Genomic DNA, 24,087 nt, shown 5'->3' on the forward strand with positions numbered 1-24,087 from the left:
CTACTTTGCGACCCCTGGCTCCTGCATGAACAGCGCCATAGATTCAAGATGCCCGGTGTGGGGAAACATATCCAACATTCGCACCTGAGCAAGACGGTAACCGGCGGCTAACAACACCTGACTATCCCGTGCCAGCGTAGTGGGATTACACGAAACATACACCACCCGCTTTGGCGCCAGTTTGACTATATGTGACATCACCCCGGCAGCACCTGCGCGAGCGGGGTCTAATAATACTTTATCGAATCCTTGTATCGCCCACGGCTGACGACTGATATCGGATTCCAGATTTTCATGAAAAAATGACACGTTGGCTAATGCATTGTTCTGCGCATTATACTGCCCATTCGCCACCAGCTCCGCAACTCCTTCCACCCCGACAACTTCACGCGCACGCTTTGCTAGCGGCAATGTAAAATTACCCATACCGCAGAAGAGATCCAGTACCCGCTCGTCAGGTTGTACATCAAGCCATGCCAGAGCCTGAGCCACCATTTGTTGGTTGACCGTATCATTGACCTGAATAAAATCCCGTGGATGAAATGCTAAGCGTAGACCGTCTATCTGGTAATAGGGGTCCTCACCAAAGAGTTTTTCCAGATTCTCGCTGTCGGCAGCCAGATAAACGGCAACCCCCTCCCGCAGAGCAAAATCTGTAAGCGCTGCACGATCTACCTCATTAAGGGTATCAAGGTGGCGTAAAACCAGCAACGGCCCATTATCAGCCAGTACTAGTTCCACATGCCCTAACCGGCGCACAGCCTGTAAGGCAGATAAACATTGATAGAGCGGATGTAGCAGGCGCTCCAATTCAGGCCGCAGGACGGGACAATGTTTTATGCTAACCAAGTCGTGAGATTCAGTTTGATGGAAGCCCATTTGTAATCGCTGCTGTTTTGGCTGATAGAGCAACCCCAACCTCGCCCGCCGCCGATAACCATACTCTGGCCCACAGATAACCGAGTCTAATGCAGGGCAGCCCCCCGTTGCCTGCACCAGCAGTCGCCTGAGCGAATCTACTTTGCTATCTTGTTGCAATTGGCTACAAGCGTGCTGCTGCTGACAGCCTCCACAAATTCCAAAGTGAGGGCAAGGAGGAGCCACTCTTTCGCTACATTGGTTCAACAAACGTTTAAGTTTACCGCGACCATACTGGCGTTTTTGCTCGATCAGCTCAATTTCAGCTTGCTCTCCCGGTAGAACCCCGGGGATAAAAATAGCTTTGCCTTTATCGCGTGCAACCCCCTGACCAAAGGGATCAAGAGAATTTACTGTCACAGTTATCGTTTGTCGGGTCGTCACACGTCGGTTTGGAGAGTAGAATTGCGCCATATTGATTGATCAAGCACTGGTTTTGTAAGCTGCCGATTCTCCCACATTGGAATACCATGACCAAATACAGTCTTCGCGCGCGCATGATGATTTTAATCCTGGCCCCCACGCTGCTTCTTGGGCTGTTACTCAGTACTTCCTTTATGGTAAATCGTTATAATGAGCTTCAAAAACAAATAGTTAATGCAGGCACTAATATTATCGAACCGTTGGCGGTTGCCAGTGAATATGGCATGACCTTTCGCAACCGCGATACTGTCCGTCAGTTGATTAACCTGCTTCATCGCCGTCACTCGAATATTGTTCGGTCAATATCCGTTTTCGACGCAGATAACAATCTTTTTGTCACATCTAACTATAATTACAATTCCTCACAATTAAGGTTACCTAAAGGTGATTCTATCCCTGAGTCGCTGATGCTCTCTTATCGCGGCGACTCGCTGATTATGCGAATGCCTATTGTCTCGGAATCCAACTTATCCAGTGACAGAGTCTCGGATTCGGATATAACCCATCAGCCACTAGGCTATATCGCCATAGATTTGGATTTACAATCGGTGCGTTTGCAGCAATACAAAGAGATCTTTATTTCAACCCTGCTGTTGCTGTTTTGCATGTGTGTAGCGATTTTGTTTGCTTATCGTTTGATGCGCGATGTTACCGGCCCAATCCGTAACATGGTGAATGCTGTTGACCGTATTCGTCGAGGGCAATTGGATAGCCGGGTCGAAGGACATATGCTCGGCGAGCTGAATATTCTGAAAAATGGTATCAATTCGATGGCGATGTCGTTGGCGGCCTATCACGAAGAGATGCAGCAAAATATCGATCAAGCGACATCTGATTTACGCGAAACACTGGAACAGATGGAGATACAAAATGTTGAGCTGGGGCTGGCAAAAAAGCGGGCACAGGAAGCGGCACGCATTAAGTCGGAGTTTCTGGCTAACATGTCTCACGAGCTACGAACTCCGCTAAATGGTGTCATTGGTTTTACGCGCCAAACGTTGAAAACTTCGCTAACCCCCACACAAACTGACTATTTGCAGACTATCCAACGTTCAGCCAACAACCTGTTATGCATCATTAATGATGTTCTCGACTTCTCCAAACTGGAGGCCGAAAAACTCATTCTTGAACACATTCCCTTCCCACTACGTGGTGCACTGGATGAAGTCATTATCTTACTGGCACACACCGCACATGAGAAAGGGCTGGAGCTGACACTGCATGTTAATAATGATGTCCCCGAGCAGGTAGTCGGGGATGCGATGCGTTTGCAGCAAATTGTCACGAACTTGCTCGGTAATGCGATTAAATTCACCGAACAGGGCAATATCGATATTCTGGTTGCTGTGCAGGCGAAGACAGCACAACAAGTCACTCTGGTAGTAGAGATTCACGATACGGGCATTGGTATTTCTGAATCCCAACAGGCTCAGCTATTCCAGGCTTTTCGTCAGGCGGATGCCAGTATCTCGCGTCGACACGGAGGGACCGGCCTTGGATTGGTCATTACCGAAAGATTGGTCAAAGAGATGGGGGGCGATATTAGCTTTCACAGCCAAGTAGATCGCGGCTCAACCTTTAGGTTCCATCTCACACTGGATCTTAACGAAACCCTCTCTTATCGCCATCCTGATATGTCGTACTTAGAGGGGAAAACACTCGCCTATGTTGAGCGCAATACTTGTGCAGCAAGGGCCACGCTAGATATTCTGAGTGTCACGCCCTTGCAGGTCACTCATAGCCCGACGTTAGCGCAATTACCGCGCCAACATTATGATTTCCTGCTGGTGGGGGTACCCATTCCGTTCCGTAATAATATGGCGGTTCATCAAGATAAACTGGTAGCGGCGCTGAAAATTTCCGAGCGCGTAATTCTGGCTCTACCAAGCCAGTCACAGGTGGAGGCTGAGCAACTTAAACAGCTCGGTGCCAAAGCATGTCTGGTCAAACCTTTGTCATCGAATAGATTGATTCCATTGCTGTTATCTGAAGAACCTCACAGTGAATTACCCGTAGTGGAGCAAGCGGACAAGTTGGCTAAATTACCGTTTAAGGTAATGGCAGTTGACGACAATCCAGCTAACCTAAAACTCATTGGCACCCTGCTTGAAGAACAGGTCGAAGAGACCGTGTTGTGTGACAGTGGCGCAAAAGCCATTGCCTATGCCCGAGAAAACACGCTGGATATCATCTTAATGGATATTCAAATGCCTGAAATTGATGGTATCCGTGCCAGCGAAGTCATTCATCAGATGTCCCATCATCTGGATACCCCCATTATTGCAGTCACCGCCCACGCCGTAAGAGGCCAGCAAGAACAGTTGTTAAAACTGGGGATGGCTGACTATCTGGCAAAACCGATTGATGAAGCTCGATTAATTCAGGCACTTTCCCGCTTTCAGCATGATAGTTCAGCCCCCCTTCTGGTGCAGGCTGCTCACTTGCCGGTACTTCAATCTGAATGTGACGGGGCGATAGATTGGCCACTGGCAGTCAGGCAAGCAGCCAATAAAGAGGCTCTCGCCAGAGACCTGTTAACTATGTTATTAGAATTTATGCCGCAAGTGATAGGTCGCGTGCAGGCTATATTGGCAGGTAGTCATGACAACGATATTCTGAACCTAATTCATAAGTTCCATGGCAGTTGTGCATGTAGCGGTGTGCCGCGACTGAAGCAATTGTGCATGACAATTGAGCAGCAATTGCGCCAGCAAACAGATTTACAAGGCTTGCAACCTGAATGGCTTGAATTATTAGATGAGATAGAGAATGTTCGCTATGCTGCCAAAAGCTATTTAGGTACTGCTTAGCACACCCCCGCTTCAACATAAAAAAAGGGCACAGTCATAATGAACTGCGCCCTTTTGGCGTTATTAATGCCGATTACTGCATTAATAAATAGAGTGAAGTGTCACCACGCTGAATATTCAGCGCCAGCACTGATGGTTTGGTATCGAGAATCTTCCGCAGCTCACCCAGATTTTGAACTGACTGCTGGTTAATCCCCATGATGATATCGCCTTTTTTCAGGCCAATACGTGCAGCGGCAGTGCCGGCTTTCACGCTATCAACTTTCACACCTTTTTTACCATTAACATCAGAGTTGCTCAGCTCCGCACCTTCAATTCCAGTATAGAGATTACCGGAATCAACCTGAGTTTGGCTGCTCTGCTCTAAGGTCACTTCCACATTGACAGGTTTACCGTCACGTAGCAGACCTAAGGTCATTTTACTGCCCACTGGCAGAGTACCAATCTCAGCACGGAAACCTGCGAAGCTATTGATTGCTTTACCATTCATGCTGACAATCACGTCACCAGCTTTGATCCCGGCTTTGGCCGCCGCAGATTTTGGCAAGACCTGACTGATAAAGGCACCTTTCTGTGCATCAACATTCATGGCTTTGGCCAGCTCAGAGTTCAGTTCGGTGCCCATAATGCCCAATTCACCACGTTTCACCTGACCAAATTCAACCATTTGAGATGTCAGGTTTTTCACCATGTTACTTGGGATAGCGAAACCAATACCGATGTTACCGCCATCTGGTGCCAGGATCGCAGTGTTGATACCAATCAGCTCACCGTTCAGGTTGATCAATGCGCCACCGGAGTTACCACGGTTAATCGCGGCATCAGTCTGGATAAAGTTTTCGTAGTTTTCCACGTTCAGACCACTGCGCCCCAAAGCAGACACGATACCGGATGTTACCGTTTCACCCAGACCATATGGGTTACCGATAGCAACGGTATAATCACCCACACGCAATTGATCAGAATCTGCGATTTTAATTGCAGTCAGATTTTTAAAATCTTTTAACTGCAATAACGCGATATCAGTTCGCGGATCTTTACCGATCACTTTTGCTTCATAGCTACGGCCATCGCTCAGTTTAACGCTGATTTTAGTCGCATTATCTACCACGTGGTTATTGGTAACGACATAACCTTTGGCAGCGTCAATAATGACACCTGAACCGAGCGCTCGGAAATCCTGCTTGCTAGGTGATCCCCCTTTGCCACCCTGCCCGCCCTGACACATCGGGGAGCCTTGGAACGGTGAACCGTCTTGACAGAACGGCGAGTCATCACCAAAGAACTGCTGGAACTGTGGTGGCACGCCACCAGCACCGGAGTTGCTAACCTGGGTGCTACCCTCCACGTTGATGCTCACAACAGAAGGCATCACTTTCTCTAGCATTGGCGCCAGGCTAGGGAGCTGCTGGCTGCTAGAAGAGGCCGTCTCTGCCGAAATAGCAGAAGAAACCGGCCCCATGGCTAAACCGATGCTCAATGCCAGTGCACTTAACACTAAAGTTGTTTTTTTCATGTATTCTGGTTCTCGCTGTACAATTAATAAGGGGTCAATAAATGGTATATATACCCAAAGAAATTGAAGTTGCGGCTAACAACCTAGCAGCTTCAGAGACAAAGGGTATAACTGACTTATATCCAAAATAATTGACGTAGCAGTCAGTGAGCAATCGCGCGAATCCTAATGAGCGAACTAAAGCTCAACGATAGGGATGGGTCGAGTAACGAAAGCCACTCACTACGCGGCAACGCCAAGAGAAGGATATAGCCGTCTTGCATAGTAAGATTAAATATGGGGGATGAAGTTCATAGAACCAATAATCGGAATAGTAAAAAATATTGTCCGTCTTTACAAAACTACAGTTAATTAAACGGACAACTCACTTTGCTTGGATACTATTCCGCAGCCATCAATCGCCGATATTCATCATAAGCATAAAGATCCGTCATCCCACTGATATAATCCTGAATTAAACGAGCACGATAATAATATTCATAGATCTCATGTTGTTCTGACGATAAATTACGTAACCGCTCTGTCGATTCCGCATAAGCCAAGCGATGCTTAGTAGACAATTTATGGAACAACCGCGTCTCAATAGGATACTGGCGGTGGCTGTCTTCTGCCACTAACTGTGTAAAGGCCGTTTGCGGCATAGATAATAATGGGCTGTAAATATCAAGTAGCCCACTAATAACTCTATATCCTTGTAATTCAAGCTGTTCTACTTCAGGATGATTAAACACATGTTTTACTGCCACCTTTTTAAAAATTTGCAGTAATTTACACGCGGGGCTGGAGTCTTCTAATAATGCCTGATTGAACGAGCCAGAAAATACCGTGGGTAAATTTTCAATAAACCGTTGTGCTGCATGGGGAACTAACTTCCCGACAGTATTTACCCGTAAATACATAAAGAATTGATCTTCCGAACTGCGCCGGCCTTGCCCGCGACCTAATTGCCGGAATGCGCCACCAACAACTTTATCAAACAAGTCGCCATGGGTAACTTCGCCCCACTCTTGCATCATATGATCATAAAGTTGTTCAACGCTGAAAATACTTTTTTCTACTGCATCTTCTAAGTCAGCAATACAATAAGAAATATCATCCGCAGCTTCCATAATATATGTCAGAGGGAAACGATTGAACTCTCCCATATTGAGTTCACGACGTAAATCTTTAACATAGTCTTCTTCAGCCAGATAAAACCCTGGTTTCTTCATCAAATAGTGATGAGAAGCAGGAATATCGCCTGACCAATACGCCGGTTTGGTATATTTAAGAATGCATCCTACCTGAGCATAAGTCAGATTCAGTTTTAATAAACTGTAAACCAACCGAATGGCTTGTGCGTTACCTTCAAACTGGCTTAGGTCATGGCGGATTTTACTGCGCAGGATATTAAGTTCTGTTTCCCCTTCCCGCAGCCTTAATGCATTAACCTGACAATGATCCTTACCACGAGGTTCCGCACCACCGCCGTTAGGGTCCATCTGTTTTGTAAACCAGTTATTGATAGCTGATTCACCAAAATGGCCAAAGGGAGGATTACCGATGTCATGCATCAGGCAAGCCATTTCCACTATGCTTTCAAAGGGATCAAGCAGCTTATCCAGCCCATAAGCTGTGATTTTTTTATCCTGCTTAAACCGATTAAGGATCTCTTTGGCAATATAACGCCCCACTTGTTGCACTTCCAACGAGTGGGTTAAACGGCTACGAACAGCGGCATTACGTTCCAGTGGGAAGACCTGTGTTTTTTGCTGCAAACGCCGAATGGCGGCAGAATTCACAATCCGACCCCGATCACTTTCAAATACTCGGGTAATCTCATATTCATCTTCCGCCGAACTGGATTTACCAAACGGCCGCTGAAAACTGATTTTCTGCTTAAAGTCGATCCCGGACATGTTATCCCCCTGATCATTTAATATAAACAGTGATACCGACTCCCGCCAACAGATGCAATTGATTACGCATGAACTGCGGCACATTACGCATTATCTTTGCTGAGCTACCCGGATATCTCACTTAACTGATAAACTGTGCGTTGATAATTACAACCTAATCCACTCTTTAAAATCAGCGGGTATCCATATGAAAGTAGGCATTATTGGTGCGATGGAGCAAGAAGTTACGTTGCTGCGTGATAAAATTGAAAATCGCCAAACCTTGACACGAGCAGGTTGCGAAATTTACACCGGTAAACTCAATGGCGTTGATGTCGCATTACTAAAATCCGGCATTGGTAAAGTCTCTGCGGCCATGGGAACAACATTGCTGTTAGAGCATTGCCAGCCAGACGTGGTAATCAATACCGGCTCTGCGGGTGGTTTAGCCTCCAGTTTGAAAGTGGGTGATATCGTTGTTTCTAACGAAGTTCGCTATCACGATGCTGATGTGACCGCATTCGGCTATGAAGCAGGCCAAATGGCCGGTTGCCCTCCCGCTTTCATTGCTGATGCTGAGTTGATTGCACTGGCAGAAAGCTGCATTAATCAATTGAACTTACATGCAGTACGCGGCCTGATTTGCAGCGGCGATGCCTTTATTAATGGTTCAGCCCCCCTGGCCCGTATCCGCGCGGCCTTCCCGTCGGTGGCAGCAGTCGAGATGGAAGCCGCCGCTATCGGCCATGTTTGTCATCTGTTCAAGACACCTTTCGTTGTGGTTCGTGCGATTTCTGATGTGGCTGATCAGGAGTCTCATCTGAGCTTTGAAGAGTTCTTAGTGGTCGCCGCTCAGCAGTCGACGCTTATGATCGAAGCCATGTTAACCACACTGGCTAATCGCAATTAATGGTCCGTTCCCGTATTTTCTCCCTATCACGAGCAGCAATAACGTTGTTGCTCGGCCTGTTTTCGTTTGCCCTGTTTGCACCATACGCAGTGGCAGTAGAGCGGATTATCAGCTTATCCCCCAGCACCACTGAACTGGCTTATGCCGCGGGATTAGGCGATAAACTGGTTGCAGTAAGTGCTTACTCTGATTACCCGGAAGCGGCTAAAAAGCTTGAGCAAGTTGCATCCTGGCAAGGCGTGAATGTCGAACGTATTTTGGCATTAAAGCCAGACTTGATCCTCGCGTGGCGTGGCGGTAATCCACAACGCCCGCTTGATCAACTCGCCGCCTTTGGTATTCCAATCTTCTATTCTGATCCGGTAAATATTGATCAAATTGCTGGTGATCTGGATAAATTGGCGCAATACAGCCAGCATCCTGAACAGGCCCACCAAGCCGCAGCTCAACTCCGTCAGAAGGTTACTGAATTACGTCGCCACAATGCCCGTAACACGCCCTTGCGTACCTTTTTACAGTTTGGTACTCAGCCGCTGTTTACCAGCTCTGGGCATACGTTACAAAGTGAGGTTATTTCCCTGTGTGGTGGAGAAAATATTTTTGCTGGCAGTCGTGTTCCTTGGCCTCAAGTCAGTCGGGAACAAGTCATGACACGCCAACCACAGGTGATCGTAGTCAGCGGTGACCAGCCACAAGCTGATAATGTCAGAGCCTTCTGGCAACCTCAGCTTGCAATTCCTGTTATAACGCTGAATGAGGACTGGTTTAATCGTTCGGGTCCGCGTATCCTGCTGGCCGCTGAACAGTTGTGCCAACAAATGGCCAGCTTTCAATCCCCCGTGGCGGAGTCACATTAATGCTGGTTTATTGGCTGGATATTTTAGGTACTGCGGTATTTGCTATCTCTGGTGTATTGCTAGCGGGGAAGTTGCGTATGGACCCGTTTGGTGTGCTGGTTTTAGGGGTGGTGACGGCTGTCGGTGGGGGAACAATCCGCGATATGGCCTTGGCCAATGGCCCGGTTTTTTGGGTGAAAGATCCTACTGACTTAGTGGTTGCAATGGTGACCTGTCTGGCAACCATTTTGTTGGTGCGTCAACCTCGTCGAACACCTAAATGGATCCTGCCGGTGCTTGATGCTATTGGTCTGGCAGTATTCGTCGGTATCGGCGTCAATAAAGCCTTTGCGGCTGGTGCCAGCCCGTTAGTGGCTATCTGTATGGGTGTTATAACCGGAGTCGGCGGTGGGATTATCCGCGATGTATTAGCCCGCGAGATCCCAATGATCCTGCGCACTGAAATTTATGCTACCGCCTGCATTATTGGTGGTATCGTTCATGCTACCGCGTTCTATACTTTTGGTATGCCCTTACAACAAGCAATGATGCTGGGCATGGTGATTACGCTCGGTATCCGGCTTGCAGCTATCCGCTGGCGTTTAAAACTACCCACATTTGAAATAGAGCACTAATAGAGTGATTGGTCTAATTTGTATGATCTAAATCTTCAAGTTTTTAAATAATTAGCCGATATATCTATCCAAAATAATTGGCCCTGATAGCTAACAACGCTGCGGCGTCAATAAGCAGGATATCCCCATTTAGCTGGCTGAATGGGACACCGACAGATAAAAATGCAGTCATAAATCATGAAATATTTTTTGTTTACGTTTTGGCTGGCATTTATTGCCAGTCCGTCGCTGGCTCAGGGGCTAAGCGGCACAATAGAATTAAGCTTAACTATCGTGCCATCTTGTCAGGTGCAATCACCGAATCAAAATGAACACATAGCTAACGATGCAAAAGTAAATTATCCACAAATACACTGCCAACGAGGAGGTGGCTTGGTTAGCGAACCTAAAATCAGCCATTCTTTTATTGCGACAGATGGCTCATTACTCAGCCAAACCAGTAACAGCCAGATGACACAGTTGATCACTGTAGAATGGTAATATTCAGATGAAAAAAACCGCAACTATTAAAGTTGCGGTTTTTTATCGGAAATTGAGTGGACTAATTATACCCAAAGTCATTGGTGTTACAGCAGGGCAGTAAACGAACGACAAATCAGTCAGAAGCGATTTGAACAGCATTGATGCTAGCCCGTAGAGTGTGCCTTCAAAATGAGGCTCACTAATCCCGATGAGCTGCAATTCAGTGGTTCGGTTAAGTGAATACAGCTAACGTCGTTGTAGCATCAAGGACACAGGATAAATTAAATGCTGAAAGAAGAACCGCAACCACAGGTACTTTTCGCATTCGGGTTCGTCACAATAAAGCGTGAGCCTTCCAACCCTTCGGTATAATCCACCGCACCGCCGACCAGATATTGCAGGCTCATCGGATCAACAACCAATTCCACGCCTTGCTTTTCGATGGTCATATCCCCATCGTTGATTTGATCATCGAAAGTAAAACCATACTGGAACCCGCTGCATCCGCCACCGGTAATATAAACCCGCAGCTTCAGATTCGGATTTTCCTCATCAGAAATCAGCAGTTTAACTTTCTTAGCTGCTGCCTCAGTAAACTGTAGGGGCAGTACTGTTTCATCGCTCATACTCATCACTCCCAACCGGTGTTCGAGTTGCAGGTTACTACAATGGCAGCCTGATCTAATCATCAATTATCTAATACCTGAGTAATTCATTCAAGTATTGCTGGCTAATGTTATATATTATCTACCTGTTTGAGTATCATTTTCAACCACCGGTTGTTGTTGTTCACTCGCAGATGCAGCCTGCTCTTGTCTTTGTAATGTGCGGGCTAAAATAGCTGAATACAAGGGCTTACCCCCCATAAATTGTGCTATTAATGTGGCGCCCAAGCAGGTCACTATCATTGGTAAAATAAGCTGATAATTATCGGTCATCTCCAACACCAAAACTATCCCAGTCAGTGGTGCACGTACCGATGCAGCAAACAGCGCCCCCATCCCGGCAATAGCAAAAGTCCCGGCCTCAATGCCGTATTCGGGGAAAAAATACGCGCAGGACAAACCGAAAGCAGTACCCAAAATAGTTCCTAAAGCCAACATTGGGGCAAATATCCCGCCAGGTGCACCAGAACCAAAGCACAATAGTGTCGTAATAACTCGAGCAATAAAAATGAATAGCAACATGCCGATACTGAAGTTACCGGCTGTCGCAATAGGAATTAATGCAAAACCACCCCCCACAGCCTCGCCATGAAACAATGCCAATAAACCACACATTCCTCCCAGCAGGCCGCCAAGCAAAACTAACTTGCGCCAATCACCACCGTGGAAACGCATGAACATATCCTGCGTGCGGAATATTAACGCATTGAACATCACACCGATGGCACCGAAAATAATCCCCAGCACAAGGTAAAGCCATAATGTGTCCAGTGGCACTTCGCTCATTTTACCGACATCAATAACCGCATGTTCACCGTTAAAATAGCGGTAGACGATAGTAGATGTTATCACCCCGACAAATACGGCTTTGATTGACACCAGACTGTAGCGGAACTGAGAGCGCATCTCTTCAATAACGAACAAAATCCCCGCCAGCGGGGCATTGAAGGCCGCAGACAACCCGGCAGCTGCACCTGTTGCCAGCAATGAGTGACGTGCTTCAGGGCTGTGCAGACGAAAGATATCGACAATCATCCGCCCGCTATTACCCCCCATCTGTACCATCGGCCCTTCCCGGCCTAACACCATGCCCGCCCCTAATGTTCCAAGGCCGCCAATAAATTTAACCGGAATAACCCGCCACCAGCGCACTGGCCGCATCTCCTCCATTGCCCCTTCGATTTCAGGAATACCTGAACCACCAGCCTCAGGAGCAAAACGACGCACCAAAAAATAACCTACCATCGCCAGCAACGCCGACATAACGAAAGCCAACGGCCATACCAAAATTGCGTAATCCGCGACTTTGGCCAGCGTTGCCAACCTTTGTTGTTGGATCCAATCGACGCCGCGATCAAAAGCCACAGCCAGCAAACCGGTAACAACCCCGACCACACCAGCCATAATAAGAATAACCAACGGCGTTTTATCACGATTAACCAATGCTCGGATAAAACGACCCCGTTTGAGTTCAGTAACGCCTTCAGCAGGCATTGGTTGCGTTGAATCAGTCATGATTAGTCTATTTATCAATTGAATAATAAGTAATACAAATGAACAGTAGTCTGAGTTTAGACTACATCATCATGATGTGCCTGCTTAAACGTCGATGAAACACTCTGGCTTAGAATGTAAGTTTAGCGATGAAAGTTTCGAATATGCGGCACGTCGCGCAAGCTAGCAGTTAATTATGCCCAATCATTTGATAACCGCGGCCAGTTCTTTAGAATAGGCACCATTGTCTATGGTCATAGCTGATGTTAACAACATTAATTTTATATAACTCACTGTTATTTAATATAATATCATCTCAGCCAATGTCATCAAGCCCAATTCAGGAGCCAGTTTATGAGTAAGTCCGAAAGTCTGTATGCCCAGGCACAGCAGGTGATCCCAGGCGGGGTTAACTCTCCGGTGCGTGCATTCACCGGTGTCGGTGGCGTTCCATTGTTTATTGAACGTGCTGACGGCGCTTATCTATTTGATGTCGATGGTAAAGCTTACATCGATTATGTCGGCTCCTGGGGTCCGATGGTGCTTGGTCACAATCATCCCGCCATTCGTCAGGCCGTAATTGAAGCAGTCGAGCGCGGCCTAAGCTTTGGCGCACCGACAGCGATGGAAGTCAAAATGGCTGAGTTGGTGACAGAATTAGTGCCAACCATGGATATGGTACGGATGGTTAACTCCGGTACCGAAGCCACCATGAGCGCCATTCGTCTAGCCCGAGGTTTCACTGCGCGCGATAAAATCATCAAGTTTGAAGGCTGCTATCACGGCCACGCCGACTGCCTATTAGTAAAAGCAGGCTCTGGCGCATTGACCCTCGGTCAGCCAAACTCTCCGGGGGTACCGGCTGATTTCGCTAAGCACACTCTGACCTGTATTTATAACGATCTCGCCTCTGTACGTGAAGCCTTTGAGCAATACCCACAAGAAATCGCCTGTATCATTGTTGAACCTGTCGCTGGCAATATGAACTGCATACTACCGCAGCCAGAATTCCTGCCGGGGCTGCGTGATCTATGTGATGAATTTGGTGCATTGCTGATTATTGATGAGGTCATGACGGGTTTCCGGGTGGCATTAGCCGGGGCGCAGGATTACTACCATGTCATTCCTGACTTAACCTGTCTGGGGAAAATTATCGGTGGTGGTATGCCGGTGGGTGCTTTCGGTGGTCGCCGTGATGTCATGGAGGCACTGGCGCCGACTGGACCAGTTTATCAGGCGGGTACTCTCTCCGGGAACCCTATCGCTATGGCGGCGGGTTATGCCTGTTTAACTGAAGTGGCACAGGTAGGTATTCATGAAACCCTGACCGAGTTAACCGATTTACTGGCAACTGGCCTGCTCGATGCAGCACAAGCAGAGAACATCCCGCTGGTGGTTAACCACGTTGGTGGCATGTTTGGTATCTTCTTTAGCAATTCACCAACGGTCACCTGCTATCAGGATGTCATGAATTGTGATGTTGAACGCTTTAAACGTTTCTTCCATTTGATGCTGGCAGAAGGCGTCTATCTGGCCCCTTCTGCGTTTGAAGCCGGTTTTATGTCCGTCGCACATAGCAAAGAGGATATCCAGAGAACCGTCGATGCTGCCCGCCGGTGCTTTGCCAAACTTTAATATCTATAGATACTATAACCACCGCCAAAACGCTGGAGGTGGTTATAAATTAAAGCCCAGAGGTTTAATGCGCTTAATTAATTTAATGCCGATTAACGGTATAAAGTAATTCTGATATTTCTACATACTGTGGAATATCACCACCACTACTACCATTCCAACTTGGCCCCATAGGAAGTGTAGGCATGTTAACTTCAACTGGGTGATAATCTATTATATTACGGGTTACTGGTTGAACAGTATCAATGTGCGTCGTCAGAGAAAAAGTTAATACATCGGAAATGAGTAACACACCAAAGCCTGTCACTATCAGACCATATATTAACAAGATATTAATCAACACCTTGTCATTAACCCCATGCAGAAAAAACTTACTTTTTTCATGAATTAATTCAGTCATCTTATTTCTCTCCAATTTAATTACCACTAAATAATGAGTAGAATAATCAGACAAACCAATAACTTAAAAATAATTTACATTGCATTATTTAGCTTGATAACATACAGGTAACTATCAAATTGACAATCACAATTAGCGTCTAAGTAACGCGATGGATTTTCTGCCTGATTCTTTCACACTATCATATAAAAACTCATGAACAATACTTTATTACTTATTAAATTTAACTGAGTTTAAATATAATTAACAATGCATGTAGTATTTTTATTTATAATAATTTTAAATACAACAATCATTAAATAATATTACTATAAATTAACCCAATATTCTCCATATCATCGACTCATAATTAATAGCTCGATGATATATTTGATAAAAAATCTAACTACAGTTCAGAATCCATATTCAAACGAAGCAGATTATTGACATAATAAACGCTTACCGCCCTTGTTTACGCAATAAATAAACAAAGTAAGGAGCACCAATAAATGTTGCCAACAACCCTGCGGGGATTTGGTTCGGGAACAACAGCATGCGGCCACACCAGTCGGCAAATACCATCAGCAGTCCACCTAAAATAGCCGCGATAAACAGTTGTGGAATGGCTCGGCGAAAGCCCATCATACGCGCCATATGTGGTGCCATCAGCCCGACAAAACTTAAAGGCCCAACTGTCAGGGTAGCCGCGGCAGTTAAGATGGCAGCCAATAACAAAATGGCTAACCGGCTAGGTGCAAGCGCCATACCCAGTGCTCTGGCGGTGACACTGCCCAATGGCAAAATCATTAACCATCTGCGGCACAGTGGCGCTAATGCAATCAGCACCAAAGCAACTAAACCGGTTGTTACTGCCTGTGTTCCATTAACCGAGTAGGTAGAGCCAGAAATCCACGCCAGCAAGCCGCGCATACGTGGGTCGCCACTGGCCAGTAACATAGTGATTACCGTGGTAAAGGCGGTGCTCAGTGCAATCCCTGCTAATAGCATTCTGCCTGGAGAGAACCCGCCACGACCAGCAACCACCAGAATCAACAATAACGTGGCCGCAGCCCCTAAGCTCCCGGCGGGTAGCAACCATAGCAACGCATTACCTGGCACGATAAACATCATGACCACCACCCCGAAAGAAGCACCAGAGCTGATACCCAGAACTTCGGGGCTAGCCATTGGGTTACCCGTCAGTTTTTGGATTAAGGTCCCCGCCACCGCCAGCATCATACCGGCCGATAATGCCGCGAGCACACGTGGCCAGCGCCAATGTAACACTGCCTGAAGTTCATCACCGGTAATCCAACTCCAGCCCTGATTGTCGCGGCCGAGCATAAGCGCTACCGTCAACCCAGCCAGCAGTAACAGCAAACCAACACTTATCCATAATCCTAAATGCTGTCGTTCAGCAGGAACATTATCGCCAAAATCCATATTGGGTGCGGTCGCACTGTGTAAACGTGGTAGTAGCCACAACAGTAGTGGTGCACCAATCAAGGCGGTCGCCGCACCGGTAGGGATCTCCCGCCAGACTTGCGTCAGCCAGATGATGCTCTGATCGGTAACCCAGAGCAGTAACGCCCCGACTACCGGTGCCAGGATCAAGCGCTGAGATAACCGCCGCGCACCAAAAATTTTCGCCAACAGTGGCGCAAATAGACCGATAAACCCAATGACTCCGACTGCATTAACTAACATCGCACTGAAAATAATTGCCACGCCCAGCGCACTCAACCGCGCCAGTGATAACCCCAGTCCTAGATTACGAGCAATGCCATCATCTAGCCCCAATAGGGTTAATGGGCGTATCAGTAAAGCTGCCAATATGCAGGTAATCACTAAGCGTGGCAGAATAAATTGCACCGTACTCCAATCCTGCTGATTCAGTGCGCCACTGCTCCATAAGAACAGCCCCTGCAACTGGTCATAGTTAAATAGTGCCAACAGACCATTAACTGCACCACAGTACAAACCAAGAACCAGGCCAGCCAGAATCAGAGTGACAGGCGAGAGTCGTTTTCCCCAGGCGACACCAAATACCAACGCACCGATGACCATACCACCAGCCATTGCTGCCAGTTGGCGGGTCAATTCGCCACCGGGTAACATCCATAGGGTAGCGACTGTCAGCCCAAGTTGGGCACCCGCCGCGACACCGAGTGTGGCGGGTTCGGCCAATGGGTTACGCAGCACTTGCTGGAATAAAACACCGACTAACCCTAACCCAGCACCGGTGAGCAGTGCGACGACCAACCTAGGTAACTGGCTGTAATGGAATAACATCTGGCGCACATCATTGTTGTCTGGCCGCCATAACGCTTCAGCCCATAATGAAACGGGCAATAATTGGCGCAGATTATATAGAGTCAGTGCCACGGCAATTATCAATAACAGCCCAAGTAATCCAATGGGCAGTAACCCGCTCTTGCGTGGATGGGTTGCCATCATGATGCATTACCCCATGCCTGCTCCAAAAGACGCACAAAACGCATGGCAGACAACGTTGAGCCGTAGAACCACACCGGCGGCAATATTCGTAATTGGTTTTGACGCACAAACGACATAGATTGCCACAACGGAGTGCCAGCAACCTGTTGTAACATTTCACGATTACCATGATCGAAGCAGATGGCGCGCCCCTGTTTTATGGTCGCTAAACGTTCAATACCCACAACCGAGCTACCCCAGAGATTGGTTTCTCCCTGCCAGGCATTTTCAATCTTCAATTGGTCCAATACATCTTGGAATAGGCTGCCTTTGCCGATAACCAGCGCATGGCGAGTGTCCAACAGAGTAAACATCAGTAGTGGTGCCTGGCTGGTGTGATAAAGACGTTGACGAGCTACCTGCATAAAGTGGGTAAAGTCAGCAATATGCTGCTCCGCAACCGTTTCTAGCCCTAGCCGTTGGCCCAGCGTGCGCAATGAGTTCCGGCCAACTGCCAGCGGTGAACTGCCCTCTTCATTAAAGGCAAAACTCATCGAGGGAGCGATAGGAGCGAGTTTTTCCGGCGAAGGGCCAAAGCCTTGCGACATCAGGATTAGCGACGGTGCCATTTGCTGTAGCAGTTCCAGGTTAGGTTCAGTACGCTGCCCCACATCAATAACACTGGCAGGCAATTCAGGACCTTCAACCCATAGTCGGTAATTATGGGTGTCAGCCACACCATAAGGTGTAACCCCCAATGCCAACAGTAACTCAGTGGGTAACCACTCTAACGTGACAACTCGATTAGCATCAATCTTGCCGCTATTCTGCGCCCAACTGGGCAATGACAGCAGTAACGGCGATAGTGCTAATGCGGTAAGCAGTCTGCGCCGAGAGTGATCTGGCATCGCGCAATGAGATTCAACCATGGATAAATGTGTTGTCATTAGTACACGAAGCTTACCGGCGCACCACCGGCCGGATGCGGTAATATCCCCATTGGGATACCGTAGATTTGCTCCAATACCTCTCCCTGCATCAGGCTGTCAGCCGGCCCTTGTGCAATCATCTCCCCGCCACGCAATGCCACTAAGTGGTCGCAATAACGGGCGGCCATATTGATATCATGCAACACAGCAATGACCGTCAATCCGCGTTCACGACTGAGATGTTGAATTAACCCTAATACCTCTACCTGGTGCGCAATATCCAGTGCCGAAGTCGGTTCATCGAGCAATAGGCAGCGGCTATTTTGTGCCACCAGCATGGCCAACCAGGCACGCTGCCGTTCACCACCGGATAAACTGTCAACCAACCGGCTAGCCAAGGGTTTTAAATTGACAAGTGCAATTGCCTCTTCCACTTGTTGGCGGTCTTCCTGACGAAAACGGCCTAACGCGCCATGCCACGGATAGCGGCCAATCGCCACCAATTCACGTACCGTCATCCCTTCAGCCGCCGGTAACTGTTGTGGCAAATAAGCAACTTCACGGGCAAACGCTTTGCTGTCCCACAGTGCTAATGGCACATCATTGAGTAAGGCTTCGCCACTTGATGGTGGCTGATGGCGACCCAGCATTTTTAATAGTGTTGATTTACCGGAACCATTATGGCCGATAAGTCCGCAGACTTTGCCTTGTGGGAATGTCAGTGACAGTGGCTGTAATAAGGTTCGGCCGGGAACCGAAAAACTCAGCTCACGGAGGATAAAGGTGCTGGATTGGCTTGCCTGTTGGTCCAAGATGGTGCCCTGCGATTAAAAGTTAACGGGTTTAACAATTATTGCGACCCGAACGTTATCGAAAAATAGCGAGAAAGTGAATCGAAACGATAATAATTATCAAAGTGAAATAATTATCAAAGCAGGTAGTTTATGCGTAACCTGCGACGAACTGCAAGCGCTAAGCCAGCCGATTGAGTAGTAAGAAATGAGGGGATAAGGTGCGGAGGCAAAACAGTGGAGCTGTGGAGCATGAATAGACTGGCACGGTCGCGATAACCGTGCCAGTGGGTTAACTGTTACTGGCCGAACATATCTTTTATCCAGCCGGCAACACCGTCGCCTTCGGCTTGTGGTTGCGAAGCGGGCTGAGCCGCCTTACACAACCCCTGTGGGTTTTCAGTCCAGACAGGAATGGTGCGCATACCACCAGCCTCACCACAGACAAAGTTACCCGCCGAATCAATGCTCATCTCGCTAATCCCTTCCGGTGGTTGCAACACCAACGGCAGTGGAGTCTGGTTCTCCAGATAGCGGCGATACAAGGTTAGCGCACCATTAGCTCCGGTCAGTTTTGCCGGGCCGTTATTGTCACGACCAACCCAGGCAATCGCCACTTCCTTACCATCAATACCGGCAAACCAGCTATCACGCAGGTCGTTGGTAGTACCGGTTTTGGCCGCCAGTGTGTATTTGGAGAATTTCACTGACAGCGAACGAGAGGTACCACGGGCCACCCCTTGTTGCATCGCATAAAGTGTCAAATAGGCCGCCTGAGCAGGTACCATACGTTCCGCCTGTGGGAAGCTCTGATACAGCACGGTGCCATCTTCGGCAATAACCGAACGCACCGCCGATAACGGTGCACGGTTACCGCCACTGGCGATAGTCTGATACTCCTGTGCCACTTCAACCGGAGTCAGGTCAATCGCCCCCAGTAACATGGCCGGAACTGGAGTAATAGCGGCTTTCGGGATCCCTAATCGCTGCAACATCGCACTGATTTGATCCAACCCAACCGACATTCCCAGATTCACCGTCGGCACGTTCAGCGAGTTAGCCAGCCCATCAACCAACATCACCTGACCACGGAACTGGCGATCATAGTTTTTTGGCTGCCATGATGAACCGTTTGGTAATTTGATCGACAACGGTTGATCAGATAACCAAGTGTTAAGGCGGTATTTATCTGGCTCACTCAATGCCGTCAGATAAGTGGGTGGCTTGGCAAGAGAACCGACTAAACGACGAGCCTGCATTGCACGGTTAAAGCCTGCATACTGCGGCTGTGCGCCGCCCACCATGGCACGAACTTCGCCACTGAAGCGGTCAACAATCACCATCGCCGCTTCCAGATCATCCAAATGACGAGCGGCTTTCAGCGCCGGAATGCCGTCTTCAATGGCTTTTTCTGCTGCATCTTGTGAAACTGGATCCAGTGTGGTGAAGATCTTCACACCAGATAGATCGTTAATCTTGTCACCCAGTTTCTGTTGCAGTTCCTGACGCACCATCTGCATAAAGGCTGGCTGGGGAGTAATAACACCGCCTTTTGGCTGTACCCCCAGCGGGCGGGCACTAAGCATGGTGTAAAGCTCTGCGTCAATCACACCTTGATTCTGTAACAGGCGCAACACCAGATTGCGACGTTCAAGTGCCAGCGTTGGGTTACGCCATGGGTTATACAGCGACGCCCCCTTCACCATACCCACCAGCATCGCTTGCTGATCAAGGCTCAGTTCATTTACCGGGCGACCAAAGTAATACAGGCTTGCCAGCGGGAAACCACGAATCTGATCGCTACCACTTTGACCGAGATACACTTCGTTCAGATACAGTTCCAGAATCCGATCTTTGCTGTAACGGTAATCCACCAACAGAGCCATATAGGCTTCGTTAAGTTTGCGCCACAGTGAACGCTCGTTGGTCAGGAACAGGTTTTTCACCAATTGCTGCGTCAGGGTACTGCCGCCCTGCACCGCTTTACCGGCAGTCAGGTTAGCGACTACTGCGCGGCCAATGGAGTACGGGCTGATGCCATCGTGCTCATAGAAATGGCGGTCTTCGGTTGCCAGCAAAGTATCGACTAACAAATCAGGGAAACCGGCACGCGGCACAAACAGACGCTGTTCACCGTTAGGTGATTGCAGCATGGTAATCAACTTAGGATCAAGGCGCAGGAAACCGAAATCACGCTGATTATCCAGATTTTGGATCTGGGCCAGACGATCGTTTTTAAACACCAAACGCGCGCGGATCTGGCCCTCTTTCGCATCAGGGAAATCAAATGGGCGGCGCAAGATATCAATACTATCGCCCTGAACCGTGAATTCACCTGGACGGGTCATACGGGTAACCTGCCGGTATTGCATCCCTTCCAGCAAATCGACCATCTCTTTTTTGCTGTAGGACATCCCCGGTTCAAGGTTAACCATGCGGCCATACACAGCGGCTGGCAGTTGCCAAACTTTGCCATCGATGCGGCTGCGAATTTGCGAATCGAGGTAAACCCCATAAATAGCCAGCACCACGGCACCGACTAAAAACAGTTTGATAAATAAGCCGAGCCAGCGGCGTTTTTTACGGGGCGGACGTGATGCTACCTTTCTTGGCATCGGCTCTTCCTCGTCATCGTAGTCATCATCGTCGTGCTCTTCGTCATCTAAATAGTCTTCTTCTTCGAACTCATCTTCATCACGCCGCCGGCGCAGTGGCCGTTTCGATGCGACTTTGGGTAGGGCTTTCTTGCCCTTGCGCCCTATTGGCTCGCGGTCATCCCCAGACATGTATTTATCTCCACGCGCATTGGCGATTATTGCGGCTTAATGTGTTCCCCAATTTATCGAATAGAAAGGGGAAACATCTGAAATTATTGGCTCTGATACTTCTTGGTCCTGCGGGTTGGCCGGGTATTGGCAGGGTCATCCGGCCAGACATGTTTGGGATAACGCCCTTTCATCTCTTTTTGTACCTCCCGATATGCGCCTTGCCAGAAAGCGGCTAGATCACCCGTAATCTGTAATGGCCGATGTGCCGGGGAGAGCAGTTCTAACACCACCGCCACCCGCCCGCAGGCCAGCATCGGGCTGTGTTGTTCGCCAAAGACCTCCTGCAAACGCACCGCCAGTACCGGTGGCCGCTCGACATAATAACGGATTGGCAGGCGGCTCCCCGTGGGCACAGTGTAATGAGTTGGCAGCTCAGTATCCAGCCGTTGACGTAACTGCCAGCTCAACAAGCGGGTTAATGCCTCGCTAATATTCACTTGCCGCAATCCGCGGAAAGCCCGCACGCCGGACAGCGACGGCTGTAACCACAGCTCAAGTTTGCTCAGCAAACTGTCATCATCCATCGCAGGCCAAGGCTCCTCAGGTAGCCAGCGGGCAGCACATTGTAATCGAACGCGTAACTGCTCGGCATGCTCATCCCAATTGAGTACCTGCAACCCTTGCTCGCGTATCCAGTTAAGTAATGCCGATTGCAATGCCTCATCGCTCGGCTTGGCTAACGGTTGCGCCCGTAAGGTCAAACGCCCGATTTGCCAGCGTCGCCAGGCCCGCAGCGTACCCTTTTCTTCATCCCATTCCACCACCGTCTGCTCGTCGACTAACCGGGGTAATTGTTTTACCAGTTGTTCAACATCAATCGGCAATGCCAGCAAAATACGCGCATCCGGCCCGCTGTTGCTTTGTAATAAGTTGGCGGCCACTAGCCAGGGGGTACGTGACAGCGCCTCATCCTGAGCCATTGCAGCCCCCATACCGTTAGCCAACAGGTAGCGACCATCCAGCCCTCTCTGCTGCGCGATGCGATCAGGGTAAGCCAGTGCCAGCAATTGGCCGGCGAGATTACTGTCCACGTTGCCTGAACGGCGGTTGACTCTTTGCGTCAATTGCCGTGCCCGGCGCTGCCAGTGAGGTTGCGGCCGACTAAGCCAATCGTGTAAATCAATCTGACCAGAACGGGGTGGTTCTTCCAAAATGGCGGCCAGCAATGCCGCCGTTGCCAACGCATCGGGGCTTTGTTCAGCGGCAAAGCACAACATGGCCGCCAAACGCGGTTCACAACCTAAACTCGCCATACTGCGCCCCGTAGCACTAAGGTGGCCATGGGTGTTGATGGCCCCGAGTCGCATCAATAATTCGCGCGCGACAATGAGTGCCGCCTGCGGCGGTTGATCCAGCCAGCTCAGTTGTGCCACATCCTGACAGCCCCAATTCAGCAGTTCCAACCATAAGCTGCATAGATCGCTGTTGAGGATTTCCGGCTCACTGTATTCCGCTGCTCGATCGGCTTGCTCTTTAGCAAACAAATGCCAGCAGATACCCGGTTCCAGCCGCCCGGCACGCCCGGCACGCTGAATCATTGAGGCCTGACTGATACGCTGGGTGACTAATCGGGTCAGGCCATTTTTCACATCAAAACACGCTACCCGCTCCAGGCCACTGTCCACCACCAGCCGAATACCTTCAATGGTCAAACTGGTTTCGGCAATATTAGTCGCCAGCACCACTTTGCGCCGTCCGGCGAGAGCCGGTTGAATCGCTTTCTGCTGTTCACTGAGCGGCAGCGCACCATACAGCGGGCAAAGATCTGTGTCGTTGGCTACGGCACCGTGCAAGCGCTCCATCACGCGATGGATTTCACCGACACCGGGTAAAAATAGCAATAAAGAACCGGTTTGCTCATTTAATAAACGCTTAACCCGACTGGCAGCCCCATCTTCAAGCCGCTCATGGCTTGATAGCGGCTGATAGCAACGATCGACGGGAAAGCTGCGCCCAGCCGAGACAATGGCTGGCGCGCAAGGAAGTAGCGAGGAAAGACGCTGGTTGTCCAGAGTCGCGGACATGATTAACAGTTTTAGGTCATCGCGCAGCCCCTGCTGTACATCCAGCAATAGCGCCAGCGCTAAATCAGCTTGCAAACTGCGTTCATGGAATTCATCGAGGATCACCAGCGAGACGCCCGTTAGCTCAGCATCCTGCTGGAGCATGCGCGTCAAAATGCCTTCGGTTACTACTTCCAAACGCGTATCTGGCCCGCTTTTGCTTTCAGCACGCATCCGATAGCCTACCGTCTGGCCGGGTTGTTCCCCCAGTTGTTGCGCCAGGCGGTAAGCCACATTTTTCGCCGCCAGCCGCCGTGGTTCCAGCATGATAATCCGCCCTGGCAACCCACTGTATTGCAGGATTTGCAGCGGTAACCAGGTCGATTTTCCCGCGCCGGTCGGGGCATGGAGTAAGACTTGCGATGAGGTTTGCAACGCAGAGAGTATCTCGCTGAGCACTTCACTTACCGGTAAAGCAATCACTGTCGCATCACGCTCTTTCTGGTTCACCACCACATTTGTCTCCATGCTCTACTTTCA

At 49.0% G+C, this 24,087-nt stretch carries 17 protein-coding genes; 6 read left to right on the forward strand and 11 right to left on the reverse strand.

What is annotated here, in order from left to right:
* Nucleotides 1-1,332, reverse strand: a complete 1,332-nt coding sequence (gene rlmD, locus V1955_RS18180; protein ID WP_420070876.1) for a 23S rRNA (uracil(1939)-C(5))-methyltransferase RlmD — start codon at nucleotides 1,330-1,332, stop codon at nucleotides 1-3.
* 56 nt (nucleotides 1,333-1,388) lie between these two features.
* Between rlmD and barA the strand changes: the two genes are divergently transcribed.
* Nucleotides 1,389-4,151: a two-component sensor histidine kinase BarA gene (barA, locus tag V1955_RS18185; RefSeq protein WP_083160430.1), complete on the forward strand. Its 2,763-nt coding sequence runs from the start codon at nucleotides 1,389-1,391 to the stop codon at nucleotides 4,149-4,151.
* Nucleotides 4,152-4,224: 73 nt separating this feature from the next.
* Here the strand turns inward: barA and degP are convergent, their stop codons facing one another.
* On the reverse strand, nucleotides 4,225-5,667 hold the full coding sequence (gene degP / locus V1955_RS18190; protein WP_083160432.1) for a serine endoprotease DegP: 1,443 nt from the start codon (nucleotides 5,665-5,667) through the stop codon (nucleotides 4,225-4,227).
* Nucleotides 5,668-6,047: 380 nt separating this feature from the next.
* Nucleotides 6,048-7,565: a dGTPase gene (gene dgt / locus V1955_RS18195; protein ID WP_083160434.1), complete on the reverse strand. Its 1,518-nt coding sequence runs from the start codon at nucleotides 7,563-7,565 to the stop codon at nucleotides 6,048-6,050.
* 187 nt (nucleotides 7,566-7,752) lie between these two features.
* Here dgt and mtnN point away from each other — a divergent pair, with 187 nt between their 5' ends.
* The 4 genes from mtnN to V1955_RS18215 all read left to right on the forward strand — a co-directional run bounded on the left by mtnN (nucleotide 7,753) and on the right by V1955_RS18215 (nucleotide 10,405).
* Nucleotides 7,753-8,454, forward strand: a complete 702-nt coding sequence (gene mtnN / locus V1955_RS18200; RefSeq protein WP_083160436.1) for a 5'-methylthioadenosine/S-adenosylhomocysteine nucleosidase — start codon at nucleotides 7,753-7,755, stop codon at nucleotides 8,452-8,454.
* Nucleotides 8,454-9,311, forward strand: coding sequence for a vitamin B12 ABC transporter substrate-binding protein BtuF (gene btuF, locus V1955_RS18205; RefSeq protein WP_102970470.1), 858 nt, complete (start codon nucleotides 8,454-8,456; stop codon nucleotides 9,309-9,311). The genes mtnN and btuF overlap by 1 nt, the downstream gene beginning before the upstream one ends.
* On the forward strand, nucleotides 9,311-9,925 hold the full coding sequence (locus tag V1955_RS18210) for a TRIC cation channel family protein (protein ID WP_019211026.1): 615 nt from the start codon (nucleotides 9,311-9,313) through the stop codon (nucleotides 9,923-9,925). Before btuF ends, V1955_RS18210 begins: the two co-directional genes overlap by 1 nt.
* Nucleotides 9,926-10,102: 177 nt before the next feature.
* The gene (locus V1955_RS18215; RefSeq protein ID WP_372568694.1) at nucleotides 10,103-10,405 is read left to right on the forward strand and encodes a hypothetical protein; all 303 of its coding nucleotides are present in this window, start codon (nucleotides 10,103-10,105) and stop codon (nucleotides 10,403-10,405) included.
* Nucleotides 10,406-10,668: 263 nt separating this feature from the next.
* Here V1955_RS18215 and erpA read toward each other — a convergent pair whose 3' ends face one another.
* Complete coding sequence (gene erpA / locus V1955_RS18220; RefSeq protein WP_004706254.1) at nucleotides 10,669-11,013, reverse strand: iron-sulfur cluster insertion protein ErpA; 345 nt, start codon at nucleotides 11,011-11,013, stop codon at nucleotides 10,669-10,671.
* 117 nt (nucleotides 11,014-11,130) lie between these two features.
* Nucleotides 11,131-12,567 carry a H(+)/Cl(-) exchange transporter ClcA gene (gene clcA / locus V1955_RS18225; RefSeq protein WP_083160438.1) on the reverse strand — a complete coding sequence of 479 codons (1,437 nt, stop codon included), beginning with the start codon at nucleotides 12,565-12,567 and terminating at the stop codon, nucleotides 11,131-11,133.
* Nucleotides 12,568-12,900: 333 nt separating this feature from the next.
* Here clcA and hemL point away from each other — a divergent pair, with 333 nt between their 5' ends.
* On the forward strand, nucleotides 12,901-14,181 hold the full coding sequence (hemL, locus tag V1955_RS18230) for a glutamate-1-semialdehyde 2,1-aminomutase (RefSeq protein ID WP_083160440.1): 1,281 nt from the start codon (nucleotides 12,901-12,903) through the stop codon (nucleotides 14,179-14,181).
* A gap of 82 nt (nucleotides 14,182-14,263) precedes the next feature.
* Here the strand turns inward: hemL and V1955_RS18235 are convergent, their stop codons facing one another.
* The 6 genes from V1955_RS18235 to hrpB form a co-directional block, all read right to left on the reverse strand.
* Nucleotides 14,264-14,581 carry an E492 group microcin gene (locus tag V1955_RS18235; RefSeq protein ID WP_372568691.1) on the reverse strand — a complete coding sequence of 106 codons (318 nt, stop codon included), beginning with the start codon at nucleotides 14,579-14,581 and terminating at the stop codon, nucleotides 14,264-14,266.
* Between the two features lie 438 nt (nucleotides 14,582-15,019).
* Nucleotides 15,020-17,017, reverse strand: a complete 1,998-nt coding sequence (gene fhuB, locus V1955_RS18240) for a Fe(3+)-hydroxamate ABC transporter permease FhuB (RefSeq protein WP_372558041.1) — start codon at nucleotides 17,015-17,017, stop codon at nucleotides 15,020-15,022.
* Nucleotides 17,014-17,943, reverse strand: coding sequence for a Fe(3+)-hydroxamate ABC transporter substrate-binding protein FhuD (gene fhuD, locus V1955_RS18245; protein WP_442821250.1), 930 nt, complete (start codon nucleotides 17,941-17,943; stop codon nucleotides 17,014-17,016). Before fhuD ends, fhuB begins: the two co-directional genes overlap by 4 nt.
* Complete coding sequence (gene fhuC / locus V1955_RS18250; RefSeq protein WP_442821251.1) at nucleotides 17,943-18,737, reverse strand: Fe3+-hydroxamate ABC transporter ATP-binding protein FhuC; 795 nt, start codon at nucleotides 18,735-18,737, stop codon at nucleotides 17,943-17,945. Before fhuC ends, fhuD begins: the two co-directional genes overlap by 1 nt.
* A gap of 278 nt (nucleotides 18,738-19,015) precedes the next feature.
* Nucleotides 19,016-21,502, reverse strand: a complete 2,487-nt coding sequence (gene mrcB / locus V1955_RS18255) for a bifunctional glycosyl transferase/transpeptidase (protein WP_442821252.1) — start codon at nucleotides 21,500-21,502, stop codon at nucleotides 19,016-19,018.
* An 83-nt stretch (nucleotides 21,503-21,585) separates the two neighbouring features.
* Entirely contained in the window at nucleotides 21,586-24,075 is a 2,490-nt protein-coding gene (gene hrpB, locus V1955_RS18260) for an ATP-dependent helicase HrpB (RefSeq protein ID WP_442821253.1), read from the reverse strand.
* Between the last annotated feature and the right edge of the window lie 12 nt (nucleotides 24,076-24,087).

The sequence above is a fragment of the Yersinia sp. 2545 StPb PI genome (assembly GCF_052217125.1).
Taxonomy (GTDB): Bacteria; Pseudomonadota; Gammaproteobacteria; order Enterobacterales; family Enterobacteriaceae; genus Yersinia; species Yersinia enterocolitica_E.

What these genes read in the sequence shown, in the direction of transcription:
- rlmD (WP_420070876.1), bottom strand. Translation starts at nt 1,332, where the DNA reads ATGGCGCAATTCTACTCTCCAAACCGACGTGTGACGACCCGACAAACG.
- barA (WP_083160430.1), top strand. Translation starts at nt 1,389, where the DNA reads ATGACCAAATACAGTCTTCGCGCGCGCATGATGATTTTAATCCTGGCC.
- degP (WP_083160432.1), bottom strand. Translation starts at nt 5,667, where the DNA reads ATGAAAAAAACAACTTTAGTGTTAAGTGCACTGGCATTGAGCATCGGT.
- dgt (WP_083160434.1), bottom strand. Translation starts at nt 7,565, where the DNA reads ATGTCCGGGATCGACTTTAAGCAGAAAATCAGTTTTCAGCGGCCGTTT.
- mtnN (WP_083160436.1), top strand. Translation starts at nt 7,753, where the DNA reads ATGAAAGTAGGCATTATTGGTGCGATGGAGCAAGAAGTTACGTTGCTG.
- btuF (WP_102970470.1), top strand. Translation starts at nt 8,454, where the DNA reads ATGGTCCGTTCCCGTATTTTCTCCCTATCACGAGCAGCAATAACGTTG.
- V1955_RS18210 (WP_019211026.1), top strand. Translation starts at nt 9,311, where the DNA reads ATGCTGGTTTATTGGCTGGATATTTTAGGTACTGCGGTATTTGCTATC.
- V1955_RS18215 (WP_372568694.1), top strand. Translation starts at nt 10,103, where the DNA reads ATGAAATATTTTTTGTTTACGTTTTGGCTGGCATTTATTGCCAGTCCG.
- erpA (WP_004706254.1), bottom strand. Translation starts at nt 11,013, where the DNA reads ATGAGCGATGAAACAGTACTGCCCCTACAGTTTACTGAGGCAGCAGCT.
- clcA (WP_083160438.1), bottom strand. Translation starts at nt 12,567, where the DNA reads ATGACTGATTCAACGCAACCAATGCCTGCTGAAGGCGTTACTGAACTC.
- hemL (WP_083160440.1), top strand. Translation starts at nt 12,901, where the DNA reads ATGAGTAAGTCCGAAAGTCTGTATGCCCAGGCACAGCAGGTGATCCCA.
- V1955_RS18235 (WP_372568691.1), bottom strand. Translation starts at nt 14,581, where the DNA reads ATGACTGAATTAATTCATGAAAAAAGTAAGTTTTTTCTGCATGGGGTT.
- fhuB (WP_372558041.1), bottom strand. Translation starts at nt 17,017, where the DNA reads ATGATGGCAACCCATCCACGCAAGAGCGGGTTACTGCCCATTGGATTA.
- fhuD (WP_442821250.1), bottom strand. Translation starts at nt 17,943, where the DNA reads ATGACAACACATTTATCCATGGTTGAATCTCATTGCGCGATGCCAGAT.
- mrcB (WP_442821252.1), bottom strand. Translation starts at nt 21,502, where the DNA reads ATGTCTGGGGATGACCGCGAGCCAATAGGGCGCAAGGGCAAGAAAGCC.
- hrpB (WP_442821253.1), bottom strand. Translation starts at nt 24,075, where the DNA reads ATGGAGACAAATGTGGTGGTGAACCAGAAAGAGCGTGATGCGACAGTG.